Consider the following 12411-nt stretch of genomic DNA (forward strand, 5'->3'; position numbering starts at 1 on the left):
GAAAGGACTGTTTCACGCGGTCAGTCTACGGAACCGGTGTTTCAGGGGTGTGACGGGTATGTCGATCCTGCGGTCGGGTCGCTCGGGGCACGCATTCCGGCGGCAGACACCGGTTGTACGGCGTGTGTCGGGCCGGGATGCGTGTCGCGAACGCCACCACACCCGACCCCGGATCGGCTCAGCCCGCCCGCGATGCCAGCCGCAGGTCGCGCCAGGTGAAGCCGCCTCGGGGCGGTAGCGCACCACGGATCTGCTCGTCGTCGAACGGGAGACGGGGCCGGAGGTCGTCGGGGAGCTCACCGGCCGGCTGCGTCGCCTCGGTCACGCCCTCGGACAGCATCTGCACCTGCGCCTTGGCGACGAGTGGCACTCGCATCGTCCACTCGGTGACCTGGCCCAGGATCCTGTGCGCCCAGACCGGCGCCGGGAAGATGGTCACCGGACGCTCGACGATCCGGGCGATCCGACGCACGGCCTCGCTGAGCAGGAGGGTCTCGCCGCCGCGCACCGCCACCGTCTGCCGGGACAGGCGCCCGTCGAGCGCTGCCACGATGACGTCCACGAGCTCGGCGACGGGGATCGGGCTGATCGTCTTCTCGCGCAGGCCGACCGAGGCGAAGAGCGGGACCGTCTGCACGGTGTGACTGATGTGGTCGACGAGGTGGTCGCCGTGGCCGTAGATCATTCCGGCCTTCAGGATCGTGTAGTCGAGGCCCGACGATCGGATCATCTCCTCGGCCGTCCACTTCGACTCGTGGTACGGCGATCCTGAACCGGGACGCGCCCGCAAGAAGCTGAGCAGCACCACCTTCGACACACCGGCGCGACGGGCGGCCTCGAGAACGGCGGCAGTGCCACGGACGTGGACGCGATCGAACGTCTGGTCGCCGATCTCGCGGTTGATCCCGGCGCAGTGCGCCACGGCGTCGACTCCGCGGAACGCCTCGGTGAGCGCGTCGACGTCGTCGATCTGCACGCCGGCGCTCCGGGAGACGCTCACGACGTCGACCGGGTCGTACCGCTCCGCCAGGTGTCGTCCGACGAACCCCGACGCTCCTGTGATCCCCACGCGCATGTGCTGACCCTACGGGATGCGTGCCGGAGTGCGCGGGGCGGGGCGGGGCGACCGCCGCGGGCACGCATTCCGGCGGCAGTCACCGGTTGTACGGCGTGTGTCGGGCCGGGATACGGGTCGCGAACAGCGAGCACGCCGCCGCCAGGGACGACGAAGGGCCCGCCCCTCGCAGGACGGGCCCCTCCGAGCAGCAGGACTAGACGCGCGCCGGTCCGCCGGCGACACCGCCGCCGTTGCCGTACTTGCGGGCCTTGACGGCCTGGAAGTACTCGCTCGACGGACGCAGGAACATCAGGACGGTCGCCACGACGGCAGCGACGACGCCGACCGCTCCGGTGCCATAGCCGCCCACGATCCCGGTGAGCGACAGGATCGTGATGATGAGGAGGACGATGCGGGCCCAGCCGGCTCCGCGTCGCATGAAGAGGTCGAAGACGACGAAGGCGATGAGGAACAGGGCCCCGAGCACGATCGCGATCGCGACGCCGGCGCCCACGAAGCTCTGCGCCTGCTGGGTCGCGGCCGCCGATCCACCCGCCTTCGCGAGCTGGCTCTTCGCAGCAGCCGTCGTGCTGCCGGAGGTGGCAGCGGAGATGATGAGGCCGACGAGGTGCGCGAGGGCGGTGAGGAGGAACAGCCAGAACGCGATCTGGATGGTCCGCGGGGGTGCGGTGGGCGAGGTGGTGGACATGGTGGGGTTTCCCTTCGGGTGGGTGGAGGAGGCCGACCGTCGGGTCGGGCCTCGGGCGCCGGAGCCCGATCGGGCGCGCTCCGGGGTCTGTGGGGCGGTCGTCAGTCGGGGATGAGGGACGGGTCGATGACGAGGTCGCCGGTGGCCTGGATGGGGAACTGGTCGGTCGTGAGGATCCCGGCGACCATGACCAGCGCGATGAGGGCCGGGACGTTGCCGGCGTGCAGCTTCTGCTGCAGTCGCCCTACGTGGTAGCCGATCGTCGACGTGCTCAGCGAGAGGCGCTTCGCCACGGTGCTGTAGGTCTCGCCGGCGCCGATGCCCGCGAGGATCTCCGCCTGCTGCGCCGAGAGGACCACACCCTCCTGCACCGGCTTCTTCCGCGTCATGATCCCCCGTTCCTCGGTGATTATGCACCTGGACGGGCCCCGGGAGCAGTCCCGCGACCGATCTGCCCCGGGATCCTGTGGGATTTCCAGTGATCCGGGGCGTCCTGTCCGGAAACCGCACCGGCAGGATCGCGGGGCGGCCCGCGAGAGGGAGGGCGGACCCGCTCACCGCAGGAGACTCAGGCGGGCCAGGCTCCCCGGCGATCCTGCGCGTCGCGCCAGATCGTCTCGGCCTGCTCCCGGTCGAGTCGCATGCCCCGGCTCATGAGGTCGTGGACGATGTCGCCCTTCGTCGCACCGCACCAGTCGGGACGCCGGCAGCTGCAGCGCTCGTCGTCGCCCGACACGAACTCGTCGGCGGGCTGCGGGCGGAGGCCGGGGTGCGGGGCCGCCTGCGGCGACTCGATCGCCTGCGCCTCGGGGGGCCTGGAGATCGCCTCGGTCACGGCGGCGCGGGCGACGCGGCGGTAGAAGAGGAGGCTCTCCTTGACCTGCATGCCGAGGGGCGTGCGGGAGGCGGCGCGGACCGTCCGGGCGGAGATCCTGGCCGCGGCGTCGAGTCGTTCTCCCACGGGCATTCCTCTCGATCGGTCGGTCCGTCAAGACTACGGACGCGGCGGGCGACCCGCCATGGGCGTCCGCCGAGAAACGACGCGGGCGCAGGATCGGGGAAACCGGGCCGGATCCTGTCGGGGGCGTGTGCGGTCCCCTCGACCTGCACTAGCCTGCGGCCATGCCGAACGCCGGACGACTCGTCGTCGCCGTCTCCACCGTCCTCGCCGTCGCCCTGGGAATCGGGTTCGTGGTGGTCACGACGAACCGCCCCGACATCCGAGTCGACGAGGGGGGCAGCTCGTGCATGGCCAGCACCGGCAGCGGCGACACCGTCTTCGGGATGTACGTCATCAACGACGGCGATCAGCCGGCGACTCTCGACTCCATCGACGCCGGAACCGTCAACGACCTGTCGTCGGTCGGCTACACAGCCCTGCCGGCGCGGGGGCTCCACGATGATGCAATCGGGGTCGGCACGGAGAGCTACCGCGACGTGGCCGACTGGTCGAAGCGCCGCGCGGTCGCCGGCGCGCCCGTCCCTGCGCACTCGAGCGTTCAGATCGTCATCTTCCCGCGGCTGGCCCGCGGCGCTCACTCCGGGAACGTCCGCGACTTCACGATCAGGATCACGGCGGCAGGCGGCGTCCAGCACACGTTCTTCTCGGAGACGAACGACGGCTTCTATCCGGCGAGCGCCAAGAACATGCCCGACTGCGATCGCTGCGCGCGCCTCCGGCCCGGCGGGCACGTCAGGCTGTCGCCGCGGCCAGATCGCGGGCCCTCGCCTGCGGTACGCCCAGCACCAGGAGACTCGTGACGACCGCGGCGGCGACCCCCGCGCGGGCATCGTCGAGCCCGGCGTCCGCGACGCTGAACACGGACGAGAACGCGATCTGGCTGAGCACGCGGGAGGGCAGGTGCCGGGAGAACGAGCCGTCGTCCTGGCCGCGCAGGACGAGAGCCGCGAGCGATGCGTCGACGGGTTCGAGCAGGGCGTGGATCTCGTGGCCGAACTCGCCACGACGGAGAGCGATCAGGACGCGATAGCGGTGGGCGAGAGGCCAGAGACGCGACACGAAGTCGGCCCAGGCGACGTCGGGTGATCCTGCTGAGGCGTCGACCTCTGCGAGCACCGCGGACATCTCGTCGACCGCCTGCCGAGCCAGAGTCCGGACGAGGTCGGCCCTCGTCGGGAAGTAGCCGTAGACCGTGCGGCGGACCACGGCGGCTGCGGCGGCGACCTCTGCCATGCCGGCGTCAGGATCGCGGCCCAGCGTCTCGAGGGCGACGTCGAGGATGCGGCGCCGGGTCTGCTCCATGGCCAGCGCCCGCGGCGAGAGGTCACTCATGAATCCATCATTGCACGTTCGTGTGCAGCGATGTAGGGTGCACAGCAGTGTGCAATGCACACGAGTGTGCAGCAGAGTGCCGCACCAGGATGACGAGATGGAGACCCCGTGTCCCGAGACGAAGCACCCCACGACACTGCGATCCGCCCCTTCGCTGTCCACGTGCCCCAGTCGGAGATCGACGACCTCCGCGATCGCCTCGCCAACGTGCGGTGGCCGGATGCGGAGACCGTCGACGACTGGTCGCAGGGCGTCCGGGTCGACAGCGCCAGGTCCCTGGTCGACCACTGGCAGCATCACTACGACTGGCGTCGCTTCGAGAGCCGGGTCAACGGCCTGCCCCAGTTCACGGCGACGATCGACGGTCTCGACATCCACTTCGTCCACGTCCGGTCCGCGAACCCCGGCGCGATGCCCCTCCTCCTCACGCACGGCTGGCCCGGGTCGTTCATCGACTTCCTCGCGCTGATCGACCCGCTGACCGACCCGGTCGCGCACGGCGGATCGGTCGAGGACTCGTTCGACGTCGTCATCCCGTCACTGCCCGGCTTCGGCTTCTCGGGCAAGCCGACGGAGACCGGATGGACCGTCCCGCGGGTCGCAGCCGCCTGGGCGGAGCTCATGGCTCGTCTCGGCTACGAGAGATGGACGGCCCACGGCGGCGACTGGGGAGCCGTCGTCACCACGGCCCTGGGCATCCTGCGACCGGAGGGCCTCGCCGGCATCCACCTGAGCTCGCAGTACGTCTTCCCGACGACCATCCCCGACGAGTTGTCGCCGGAGGAGGAGCACGCCGTCGCCACCCTCGCCCTCTACACGGGCTACCTCGGCGGGTCGAACCACCTCCAGGCCACGAAGCCGCAGACCGTCGGGTTCGCGCTGGCCGACTCCCCGGTCGGGCAGGCCGCGTGGATCTACGAGAAGTTCCAGTCGAAGAGCGACAACGACGGGCGAGCCGAGGACGCCCTCGCCATAGACGAAATCCTCGACACCATCTCGCTGTACTGGTTCACGAACAGTGCGGCCTCCTCGGCCCGCATCTACTGGGAGAACAGCTCCGGGGGCCTCGCGGGCCCTCGCCTGTCACTGCCGGTGGCGGTCACGGTGTTCCCGAAGGACATCCCCCTTCCGCCGCGTTCGTGGATCGAGGACGCCTACAGCGACCTGATCCACTACGGCGAAGCGGAGCGGGGCGGCCACTTCGGGGCGTTGGAGCAGCCCGGGTTCCTGGTCCGGGAGCTCCGGGACGGGCTCCGGACCCTGCGCCGCTGACGGCCGTCGACAGCCGCGGTCGCCGCCGACGGCCACCGTCACCCGGCTACCCGCAGAACTCGTACGGCGGCTTCGGGTTCGCGCCGACCCAGACCAAGCCGACCCGCGTTCCGCTGCCGTCGAACTGGAAGGTGATCGAGTTCGCACCCGCCTTGACGCTCCAGAGGCTGAAGACCTCCGAGCTCGGGTCGGGGCCGTACGTCCCGATCCTGGTGAGCTGCGGATAGTCGGCCTTGAGCTGCTCGAGCGTCGTCCCGATGCCTGCTCCGGTCGAAGTCGTCGGCGACGTCTTCAGGTAAGCAGGATCGGACGGGGCGACGAGCCCGAGAGACACCCCCGACACGACCCCGCCCTCCTTCACGACGATGAGCGTGATCGAGCCCTTCCGGTCCCAGAACGAGGCGTCCGGATTCGGGCAGTTCTCGTTGCCCGTCGTGTACGCCGACGTCAGGTCGTCCACCTCGCCGTCGTAGGGGGCACCGAGCGCGACCGGCCCGACCTCCGTCGAGGAGATCGTCCAGGTGGCGGGGTCGTCGAGCGTGAAGACCTTCGACGGCGTCGGGGTCGGCGTCGGCTCGGGAGCCGGGGCGGCGCTCGACGGCGACGGCTGCGGTGCGGGAGCCTGGACCACAGGGCTCGGGGCGGGCGTGTCCGTGGCGACCGGGGCCGGGGCCGAGAAGAGGTCCTTGGGGACGAGACCCGCGGCGTACGCACCGCTCGCGGTCCCGGCAGCGAGGAGGACGACCAGCCCGACCACGGGCCACGCGTGCCGGCGGCGGACCGGGCGAGGACGCACCTCGTCCGCGCGCTCCAGGACGGACTGCTTCATGTCGACGAGCATCCGCTGGAGATCGTCTCCGGTGGGAGGTTCAGTGTTCATCGTGCATCACAGCCTTCTTCAGTCGGGCACGCGAGCGGGAGACCCGCTTGGTGACGGCGCCGGCGCTCAGGCCGAGCAGCGCGGCGGCCTCCGAGTAGGAGTGCCCCTCGAGGAGGCAGAGTTCGCAGATCCTGCGATCCAGGGGCGCGAGAGCGTCGATCTCGTCGCGGACCCAGCGGAGGCGCTCACGGGCGTCCTCCTCCTGGGGAGGAGCCGCGAGGTCGTCGGGAAGCGGATCGCCCTGGGTGCGCAGCTGGCGGCGCAGCAGGTTCCGCGAGTGATTCCGGCAGACCACGAGCAGCCACGGCAGAAGCGAGCCCGTGGGCAGCTCGATCGAGGCGGCCTTCTGCCACAGCGTGAGCAGGGTGTCCTGGACGAGCTCCTCCACGTCCATCCTGCTCGGCGCGACGGCCCAGGCGTACCGCGTCAGAGTCGGCGCGAACCGGTCGAACGCGGCGGCGAGCGCGGCGCGGTCTCCGATCGCCAGGCGCGTCAGCAGCGCGTGGTCGTCGTCGGTGTCTTCGGAATCGGTCATCGTTCCCCCTTCACTAGAGGAGTGTCGGGAAACTGGCGATCCTGACGCGTCCAATCGCTTTTCTTCGGGGACGGATGTCGAGGCCGGGTCGGATGGGTTACGCGGGCTCAGGCGGAAGCAGCAGCAGCGAGCCCGGCAGCGACACCGACGAGCGCGAGGTCCGAGCCGCGCGGCCCGACGAGGCAGAGGCCGACCGGGCCGCCGGGCACCCGCAGCAGTGGCGCCGACACCGCGGGGTAGCCCCCGATGCCCGCGATGCAGGTGAGCCCGAGCGTCCTGGAGCGCAGGGCGTCGAACTCCGCGGGCGTGGCCGAGAGCGACGGGGCCGCCGACGAGGCGCTGGGGAGCAGCAGGATCCTGCCGTCCAGCATCCGGTCGAGGTGATCGCGCTGCACGGCGAGCTCGTTCCGCGCCTGGGCCTCCCGGTCGGGGTCGATGCTGCGTCCGAACGCGAACCTCGCCTCGACGTCGGGCGCGAGGGCTCCGGGGTGCGCGGTGATCCACTCGCCGTGCGACCGCCACGCCTCGGCAGCCTGCAGCACGCGGAACAGCTCGTAGAGGTGCGCGAGGTCGCCGAGCGCGATCGACTCCGGCGGGCGCAGGGCGCCGACGGCCGCGAGCTGGTCGAGCCGGTCGCGGAACGCCGCGGCGACGTCGGCCGAGACGGACGCGACGACGCCCGGGTCGAGGACGATCGACGGGGCGACGTCGTGCTGCAGCGGCGACGACGTGGCGGCCGGGCCGCTGAGGGTCGCGGCGGCGACGCGGGCCAGCAGGTCGGCGTCGCGGGTGAGCCAGCCGACCGTGTCGAAGGAGGGCGCGAGCGGCAGGAGGTCGGTCCGGCGCACGGCGCCGTGCGAGGTGCGGAGGCCCCAGAGGCCCTGGTACGAGGCCGGGACCCGGATCGAGCCGCCGGTGTCGGTGCCGAGGCCGATGCTGGCGTGACCGAGGGCGACCGCCGACGCGGGGCCGCTGGTCGAGCCGCCGGAGATCGCCCCGGGGACGGCCCCGTTGGGCGGCGTGCCGTAGGCGGAGTTCCGGCCGGCGATGCTGAAGGCGAACTCGTCGGTCTGCGCGATGCCGAGCACGGAGGCGCCCGCGTCGAGGAGGGCCTGCACGGCCGGGGCGTGGAACTCCTGGTCGGACTGCTCCTCGAGGTAGGCCGGGACCCCGGCGCCGACCCGGACCCCGGAGACGGCGAAGAGGTCTTTGACCGCGACGGTCTCGCCGAGGAGCGGCGCTGTCTCGCGGACCGCATCAGGATCGTCGTCGGGCGACACCTCGACCGTCGTGGCGACGAGCGGCGCCCCGACGACGCGCCAGATCCGCGTGTCGAAGATCGGGGCCGGAGCCTGCACCTGCGCCGACGCGATCCGCCAGACGCCGTAGACGTCGCCGTCGCCGGCCGTGCGGCGCCAGAGCTGGGTCACGACACCGCGGCCGCCGCCGACGGGCGCGTTCACCGACACGATCAGAGCGGTCGCAGGATCGACGACCCTCACGTGGAGCTGCTCGATCCGTCTCGCGGGCGCGGACTTCCGCCGCCCACGGAACGCCGTGATGGCCTCGTGCCCGACGAGCAGGCCGGCTCCGTCGGCGCGGAGCGTCAGGTGGCCGGGCTCGAACGCGTCGGCGAGCGCCTCCTGGTCGTTGTCGGCGAGGGCCCGCTCGTAGGCGTCGAACGCCTCCAGCAGCCGCTCGGGCAGGTCGCCCTCCACCGTCGTCACGCGGTCCGTCGTCACGCGGTCCGTCGTCACGCGGTCCGTCGTCCCGCGTCCGTCTGTCTCCGGCCCTCGCACAGCCTCACTCATCGAAGTCACTCACCCGGATGCGCGCGTGGACGCCCTTCACGAGGTCGACCACCTGCGAGATGTCGAAGTCGGTCGCGGCCGACAGGTACGCGTAGCCGAGGCTCTCCTCCATGCCGAAGCGGGCCTCGAGGAGGTCGAGCGCGGCGCGGACGCACTTCTGCACGGCGACGTCGAGGTCTTCGTCGAGCCCGGTCGGGACGAGGTAGTCGGCCGTCTCCGCGAGCGGGCCACTGATCTCTCCGAACAGGGCCCTGGCATCCTGCCGCTTCACGAGGTCGAAGCGGATGGTCGCGCGGAGCGACGCCTCCATCGCCGTGAGAGCGACCTCCCCGTCGCCCTGCGCGAAGTGCGGGTCGCCGACGTACGCCAGAGCGCCCGGCACCTGGACCGGCAGATGGAGCGAGGTCCCGGCCACCAGGAGGTTGATGTCGATGTTGCCGCCGTGGGAGCCGGGCGGCACCGAGTGCGGCCGCTCGGGGCCCGCGACGGCGACGCCCATGATGCCGAGGAACGGCCGCAGCGGGAAGCTGACCGAGACCGGCCCGCCGGGCGTCCGCGGCAGACGGCCGACGAGCCCTCCGCCCGACGGGTCGTCCTCGACGCTCGCGAAGACGCTGACGCTCAGCCCGAGCTCGCCGCGCGGCAGCTCTCCGGCGAGCGCACCCCTCCCGTGGCGGTTCGAGATGACCCCGTACGGCACCCGGGGCGTCGCCTCGAGGACGGTCATGGTGAGGACGTCGCCGGGCTCGGCTCCGCGGACGGCGATCGGCCCGGTGACGCCGTGAGGGCCGTCGACGGCAGGATCGCGGCGCCCCTCCGAGGCCGCGATCGCGACGGCGTCGTCGAGCACGGCCTCTGCCGGGACCCCGTGCCGCGCGAAGTAGGCGACCGGGTCGCGCCCCTGGTCGTCGAGGATCCCCTCGTGGCTGACCGTGTCGATCGTGACGACGTCGCCCGGGTCGATGGTCAGGACGGCCCGGTCGGTCTCGCAGGGCAGCCAGCCCCAGAGCGTGTTGGCCTCGCTCGCGGGCAGGTAGAGAGGAGCCGGGATGGGGCCGCTCCCCGGCTGCAGGACGGTTCCCGTCTCGAGGATCATGACGCCACCCTAGCGACGCCGCGTTTCGGGCTCGTGTCTGGACGACGGCTCGCGAGACGCCCTCGATCCGCTGAATCCATGGCGGCTCGAGACCGGCGCGTGACGATTCCGCACCGGGATGCGTCTGGTCGGAGAGGGCCGCTCTGCGAAGCCCCTCGGACACCCGGCAGAAAAGAACGGCAGACTCCACACATGAGATTCCCCGGATTCAAGAACAGCGACGCGGCGGGCGCAGGCCGCGCCGCCGGAGCAGGTCGGCCTGCGGCCGGCCAGGCGGGCTCCCCGCAGACCGTGGCACCGGCGGGCGGCACGGCCGTCGCCGATCCGCGCGCGGCAGCGGGTGCGGGCGTGCTCCGCGCCGACGACACCGTGACCAACGGCATGAAGATCGCGGGAGCGTGGGGCTGGCGGATCCTGGTCGTCGCCGGCTGCATCGCCCTCTTCATCTTCCTGATCGAGACGCTCGCCGAGATCGTCATCCCGTTCCTGATCGCGCTCCTCATCTCGGCGCTGCTCAAGCCCGCCGTGACGGCGCTCGAGAGGCACCGCTGGCCGAAGTGGCTCGCCATCGTCGTGACGCTCCTCGGCGCGATCGTGATCTTCGGCGGGCTGATCCTGCTCGTCGTCGCGCAGGTCCGGGCCGGGCTCCCCGCGCTCGAGAAGGAGTCGGTGTCGTCGTTCAAGTCGGTGCAGGCGTTCCTCGCGGCGCCGCCGTTCAACCTGACCACGACCGACTACCAGTCGTACATCGACCAGGCCACCAAGGCCCTTCAGGACAGCAGCAAGTCGCTCCTCTCGGGCGCCGCCGCGGTCGGCCTCGGCAGCGTGCACTTCGTCGCCGACGGCCTGCTGACGATCTTCGCGACCATCTTCATGATGATCGACGGCGAGGGCGTCTGGAAGTGGGTCGTCCGGCTGTTCCCGCGCCGCGCCCGTCGCGCCGTCGACGGAGCCGGTCAGGCAGGATGGCACACGCTCACCACCTTCGTCCGGGTCCAGATCTTCGTGGCCGCGGTCGACGGCCTCGGCGTCGGGCTGTTCGCGTTCTTCCTCGGGCTCCCGCTGGCCGTGCCGATCGGCGTGCTCGTCTTCCTCGCGTCGTTCATCCCCGTCGTCGGAGCCATCGTGTCCGGCGCCTTCGCGGTCGTCATCGCGCTCGTCTTCATCGGACCGATCCAGGCGCTGATCATGCTCGGCGGCGTCATCATCGTGCACCTACTCGAGGCGCATGTGCTGCAGCCGCTCGTCATGGGCAACGCCGTGAAGGTCCACCCGCTCGCGGTCGTCTTCGCCGTGGCCGGCGGCTCCTACATCGCCGGCATCCCCGGTGCGCTTTTCGCCGTTCCGACGATCGCCGTCATCAACGTGATGGTCACCTTCGTGGCCCGCGGCAGGTGGCGGACCGAGTCGAAGGCCGCCGCGGAGGACGACGCCGAGGACGAGGTGGTCCCGGACACGAAGCCCGCCCGCGCCTGAGCGGCCTCGGGCGGCGGGGCCGCGCCTGAGCGGTCGCAGCTGGCCGGGCTACGCCTGAGCGGTCGCAGCTGGCCGGACCCCGCCTGAGGGGTCGCGATCAGCCGCGTCTGCGACGGGCGGCCCGGCTCGCCTTCGCGGCCCGCGCCTGGCGGCGACGCTCCCGCCGGGTCGGCGGCTGCTGGGCTGCGATCTCGGCGGCGGCGCGCTCGGCCTCGGCTCGGCGCACCGCCCGCCGATCCTGCCATCGCCGCACCTCGACGTCGGGGTCGCGCGTCGGCGTCACCACCGGCGGTCCGCCGGTCAGCTGCCGGCGGGCCTCGATGATGCGGCCGTTGAAGTCGGCGACCGTGGCGCGGACCGACGCCTCGGTCGTCATCGTGTCGAGGAGGGCGTCGAGGCGCTCGTTCTCGGTGCGCAGCGACAGGGCGGGCGGCGCGACGCCGGAGAGGCCCTCGCGCTCGATCTTCGCCTTGATCCACCAGTCGGGGTCGTGCGTGCCGGATGTGAGGTTCGGGAGCGGCTTGCCCGCCAGTGGGAGGTTGTCGAAGTCGCCCCGCTCGATGGCGAGGTCGAGCTGCGTCTTGGCGATCGAGCGGAGCTCCGCTGCGGTCGGTGCGCGCCGCTCCTCCTGCGCCTCGGCGTGACGGTCGGCCGCGTTCTCGCGGTCGAGCCGGTAGCGCGCGGCAGCGAGGGACGGGTCGCGGCGCGCGGTGTCGCGGACGACCTCCTCGCGGCGTGCGGGAGCGGGTCGGCGAGGGGCTCGGTCGGTGCCGTCGCTGTCGGCCATGCCTCCACGGTACGCCGGGACCGCTCGGAGGCGCCCGGGTCAGGCGGGCTGGTCGAGCGGCTTGAGCCTCGCGCGCAGGAGGCAGAACTCGTTGCCCTCGGGATCCTGGAGCACATGCCACTGCTCGTCGCCGGACTGTCCGATGTCGGCCGGGCGCGCACCGAGCGCGAGGAGCCGCTCGAGCTCGTCGGCCTGGTCGCGGTCGACCGGGTTCACGTCGATGTGGAGCCTCGATTTGCCGGGCTCGGGGACTTCGCGCCGGCTCAGGATGATGGTCGCCTGCGCGCCCCCGAAGCCCGACGGCGGCCCGATCTCGAGGCTGCCGTCGTCTTCGCGGTCGAGGACGACGAAGTCGAGCACCTCGCACCAGAAGCGGGCGAGGAGCTCGGGATCGCGGCAGCCGAGGACGAGTTCACCGATGCGGGAGGCCATGATTCGACGCTACCGCTGCCGCGTTCGCCCCGTGCTGCGCGGTGCGCGTCGGCGGGTGCTCGC

General features: G+C 71.9%; 14 protein-coding genes. 3 read left to right on the forward strand and 11 right to left on the reverse strand.

The genetic code is table 11. From position 1 onward, the window contains the following. Nucleotides 1–178 precede the first annotated feature (178 nt). The 4 genes from ABD733_RS15645 to ABD733_RS15660 form a co-directional block, all read right to left on the reverse strand. On the reverse strand, nucleotides 179–1075 hold the full coding sequence (locus ABD733_RS15645) for an SDR family oxidoreductase (protein WP_344797875.1): 897 nt from the start codon (nucleotides 1073–1075) through the stop codon (nucleotides 179–181). Between the two features lie 196 nt (nucleotides 1076–1271). Next, on the reverse strand, nucleotides 1272–1766 hold the full coding sequence (locus ABD733_RS15650) for a hypothetical protein (RefSeq protein WP_344797877.1): 495 nt from the start codon (nucleotides 1764–1766) through the stop codon (nucleotides 1272–1274). 101 nt (nucleotides 1767–1867) lie between these two features. After that, nucleotides 1868–2155 carry a helix-turn-helix transcriptional regulator gene (locus ABD733_RS15655; protein WP_344797879.1) on the reverse strand — a complete coding sequence of 96 codons (288 nt, stop codon included), beginning with the start codon at nucleotides 2153–2155 and terminating at the stop codon, nucleotides 1868–1870. A 179-nt stretch (nucleotides 2156–2334) separates the two neighbouring features. After that, nucleotides 2335–2727 carry a hypothetical protein gene (locus tag ABD733_RS15660; protein WP_344797881.1) on the reverse strand — a complete coding sequence of 131 codons (393 nt, stop codon included), beginning with the start codon at nucleotides 2725–2727 and terminating at the stop codon, nucleotides 2335–2337. 161 nt (nucleotides 2728–2888) lie between these two features. Here ABD733_RS15660 and ABD733_RS15665 point away from each other — a divergent pair, with 161 nt between their 5' ends. Beyond that, entirely contained in the window at nucleotides 2889–3527 is a 639-nt protein-coding gene (locus tag ABD733_RS15665) for a hypothetical protein (RefSeq protein WP_344797883.1), read from the forward strand. On the opposite strand, the gene ABD733_RS15670 is transcribed toward ABD733_RS15665, so the two are convergent. Then, nucleotides 3460–4059, reverse strand: a complete 600-nt coding sequence (locus ABD733_RS15670) for a TetR/AcrR family transcriptional regulator (RefSeq protein ID WP_344797885.1) — start codon at nucleotides 4057–4059, stop codon at nucleotides 3460–3462. The two genes, ABD733_RS15665 and ABD733_RS15670, sit on opposite strands and share 68 nt — an antisense overlap. Before the next feature lie 108 nt (nucleotides 4060–4167). On the opposite strand from ABD733_RS15670, the gene ABD733_RS15675 reads away from it, so the two are divergent. Next, a complete protein-coding gene (locus ABD733_RS15675; RefSeq protein ID WP_344797887.1) occupies nucleotides 4168–5331 on the forward strand; it encodes an epoxide hydrolase family protein in 1164 nt (387 codons plus the stop codon). 46 nt (nucleotides 5332–5377) lie between these two features. On the opposite strand, the gene ABD733_RS15680 is transcribed toward ABD733_RS15675, so the two are convergent. The 4 genes from ABD733_RS15680 to ABD733_RS15695 form a co-directional block, all read right to left on the reverse strand. Continuing rightward, nucleotides 5378–6211 carry a hypothetical protein gene (locus tag ABD733_RS15680; protein ID WP_344797889.1) on the reverse strand — a complete coding sequence of 278 codons (834 nt, stop codon included), beginning with the start codon at nucleotides 6209–6211 and terminating at the stop codon, nucleotides 5378–5380. Next, nucleotides 6201–6746 carry an RNA polymerase sigma factor gene (locus tag ABD733_RS15685; protein WP_344797891.1) on the reverse strand — a complete coding sequence of 182 codons (546 nt, stop codon included), beginning with the start codon at nucleotides 6744–6746 and terminating at the stop codon, nucleotides 6201–6203. Before ABD733_RS15685 ends, ABD733_RS15680 begins: the two co-directional genes overlap by 11 nt. A 107-nt stretch (nucleotides 6747–6853) precedes the next feature. Continuing rightward, nucleotides 6854–8503 carry an AtzH-like domain-containing protein gene (locus tag ABD733_RS15690; RefSeq protein ID WP_344797893.1) on the reverse strand — a complete coding sequence of 550 codons (1650 nt, stop codon included), beginning with the start codon at nucleotides 8501–8503 and terminating at the stop codon, nucleotides 6854–6856. Between the two features lie 46 nt (nucleotides 8504–8549). After that, nucleotides 8550–9653, reverse strand: a complete 1104-nt coding sequence (locus tag ABD733_RS15695) for an acetamidase/formamidase family protein (RefSeq protein WP_344797895.1) — start codon at nucleotides 9651–9653, stop codon at nucleotides 8550–8552. A gap of 192 nt (nucleotides 9654–9845) precedes the next feature. On the opposite strand from ABD733_RS15695, the gene ABD733_RS15700 reads away from it, so the two are divergent. Further along, a complete protein-coding gene (locus ABD733_RS15700) occupies nucleotides 9846–11129 on the forward strand; it encodes an AI-2E family transporter (RefSeq protein WP_344797897.1) in 1284 nt (427 codons plus the stop codon). A gap of 97 nt (nucleotides 11130–11226) precedes the next feature. Here the strand turns inward: ABD733_RS15700 and ABD733_RS15705 are convergent, their stop codons facing one another. Continuing rightward, nucleotides 11227–11916 carry a DnaJ family domain-containing protein gene (locus tag ABD733_RS15705; protein WP_344797899.1) on the reverse strand — a complete coding sequence of 230 codons (690 nt, stop codon included), beginning with the start codon at nucleotides 11914–11916 and terminating at the stop codon, nucleotides 11227–11229. A gap of 39 nt (nucleotides 11917–11955) precedes the next feature. Beyond that, a complete protein-coding gene (locus tag ABD733_RS15710; RefSeq protein ID WP_344797901.1) occupies nucleotides 11956–12348 on the reverse strand; it encodes a VOC family protein in 393 nt (130 codons plus the stop codon). Between the last annotated feature and the right edge of the window lie 63 nt (nucleotides 12349–12411).

This window comes from Frondihabitans peucedani, assembly GCF_039537585.1.
GTDB classification, from domain to species: Bacteria; Actinomycetota; Actinomycetes; order Actinomycetales; family Microbacteriaceae; genus Frondihabitans; species Frondihabitans peucedani.